Annotated in this window: 1 protein-coding gene; it reads right to left on the reverse strand. The window is 64.9% G+C overall.

What is annotated here, in order from left to right; translation table 11 throughout:
• The coding region (locus VN461_05155) for a sulfatase-like hydrolase/transferase (GenBank protein ID HXB54148.1) at positions 1 to 1,943 on the reverse strand (1,943 nt) is incomplete at its 3' end.
• Positions 1,944 to 2,642 lie beyond the last annotated feature (699 nt).

Below are 2,642 nucleotides of genomic sequence, written 5' to 3' on the forward strand. Positions count from 1 at the left end.
AGGATGGCCAGGCGAGCGTAGGCCTGGGAGTTCCGTGGGAAGTCCTGGATCTCTTGCCCGAAAGCTGCTTCCGCTTCTTCGTAGCGGCTCATGCGGGCCAGGGCATCTCCCCTCAGAAACTGGAGGTCGAGAAGGGGGGACGCCCCGGTCTCTCGGATCAGGCGCGCCCCCGCGTCCAGGGTGGCCAGGGCCTGCACGAACTTGCCCCGCCGGATCTGAACCTCGGCCAGGACCACGGTGCGGTTCCGCTCCGCGACGGGGTCGCCGATCGCCAACTCGGCCTCCTGCTCTGCGCGGGCAAGGTCGTCCCGCGAAAGGGCCGCGCGGGCGAGCAGCTCATGGCCGAGCGCGGGTTGCGTCTTGGAAGCGATCTTCGCGTTCAGCTCCGCCTCGTCCAGTTTGCCCATCTCCAGGCACACGCGAGCGAGGGCAACCGACACGGGTCCGGCTAGGGAGGGAGCCGATCGGAGGGCGTCTTTGTAGGCCTCGTAGGCCTCCCCGAAGCGGCCCAGGCGGGCGAGGGTCTCGGCCAGCTCGTACCGCGCGTCGAAGAGAGCCGGAAAGCGCGCGAGTATCTCGCGGAACGCCGCCACCGCCTGGTCGTCGTGAGCATCGGCGGCGAGTCGAAAGGCAGCCTTCAAGTCTTGGAGGACATGGATGCTGTCCCGCGGGTCGGGCAGGGGGCCGGTGGCATTGACGGCCCCGCTCAGGTAACCCAGGGCGGTCAGCTTCACGAGCTCCGTGCTATCAACTTCGCCCGGCCCCGCCAGCACGGCGGGATAGCCGGCCAGCTCCGTCGCCATGGCCCGCGCCACCGCGCCCGCCTGAATTTCATTCAGCTCCCCGGGGTCCCGGACCACGTCGTACAGCTCGCGCTTGCGCCCCTCGACGTACTGGTAGCGATCGTCGATCAGAGAGCGAAGGTCGCTCCAGCCGAGGTGAATCCGCCCATAGAAGGTCTCGCCGTAGATATGCTCCGGCTTGCGGGAGCGATCGAGCAGGGACTGTCCGCGAAGCCCGCCCGGCGTGGAGAGGGCGAGGAGGCTGGTCACGGTGGGAACGACGTCAATCAGCTGGACGGGCGCGGCCAGGCTGGTCCCCGCTCGCTGCCCACCCGGCAGCTTGAGGAGCAGGGGAACCTGGAGGGCCCAGCGATAGAGCAGAATGCCGTGCTCCTGCTCTCCATGCTCGCCCAGGCCTTCGCCGTGGTCGGAGACGAGGATCACCAGGGCCCGGTCGTAGACCCCAGCCCGCCGCAACTCCTCCAGAAAGTCGCCTACGATCTGATCCGCAGTCGCGATCTCGCCGTCGTAGGCCAACGGGTAACGACTCTTGAACGGCTCCGGCGGCTCGTAGGGAGCGTGGGGCTCGTAGACGTGGAAGAAGAGGAAAAACGGCCCGTCCTTGACCCGCTGCAGCCACTTCGAGGCCAGGGCGGCGGTCTGGCCTCCCCGCCGTTGGGCCTGGCTCGCGGCTTGGCTTCCCTCCGGCGCCTCGATCCGATCCTCGTAGAAATCGAAGGAGGCCCCGATGCCGGTGGCGCCGCGTAAGACGTAGGCAGAGACAGCGCCGCCCGTGGCGTACCCCTGGGCCTTGAGCAGCGTCGCCAGAGTGGGATGCGCCTTCGAGTCGAGGCGATAGCCCAGGTTGTCGCGCACGCCGTGCTCGAAGGGAAGGAGGCCGGTCAGGAGCGATACGTGGGAGGGCAAGGTCAGCGGGGCGTGGCTATAGGCGTGCTCGAAGAGGATGGAGTCCTTCCGCAGCCGATCCAGATGGGGTGTCTCCACCGCCCGGTAGCCATAGGCGGGAAGATGATCGGATCTCAGGGTGTCGATGGAGATTAGGACGAGCGGGGCCTTGGGGAAGGTCGACGTCCCGCTCTTCCCCGAGCACCCCAAGGCAGCGAGGATCAGAGCGAGAACGGGGGCGCGCCTTGAGTTCACCCCGGAATTATAGGGCGCCGGCTTGGGCTCACTGGAGACGGCCCACGGGGGGGCGGGCATTGAGACTGCGATCCCAACCCTGCGCACTGTCGCTTGACACATGTCTCGTGCCGATCCGCGACTCATCCCGAAAGCAGGTGTCGAGAGTCCGGCAACTGGGCGACGCCAGGGCTCCAGTGGTCGGCGGAGGTCCGGGGCTTGCATGGATTCCCTCGCCCTGCGAGCTTTCGAGAGACGAGGTCTCGCTCCCACGCGAAATCCATGTGCTTGGAGTCTGGTAAGGGACTGACGGGCTGAGCCTCGAGCTTCCTCCCTAGAAAGGCACTACTTCTGCAGTGCTTCTGACGTCCGAGGCAGCCGAAGTCCAAGCCGCTGATTGAGAACGGCGCTCCTACGTGGCCGTGACCATAGCGATCCCGAGCTTTGCCCTCGATAGCTGATTCTTAAATCACTATTCAAATCATTGAAGTATCAAGTGAGCAATATCCAAGGAACTGAACATATCAAAATCTCGCACTGGCGGTTTAACATCATATGCTTCAGTTAATTAGGGACTCACAGATGCTGCTCCTTGTGGAGACTGCCGTCCAGCCTCTAAGGTGTGCTCCGCGCAACTCATTGTGCCAAATAAGAATAGGGCGGACGGCATGAGTTCTGCTTTTTGAACGCCTCATTGCCCAAGCAGAGTTCGGCCGCAAG

The sequence above is a fragment of the Vicinamibacteria bacterium genome, assembly GCA_035570235.1.
Lineage (GTDB): Bacteria > Acidobacteriota > Vicinamibacteria > Fen-336 > Fen-336 > DATMML01.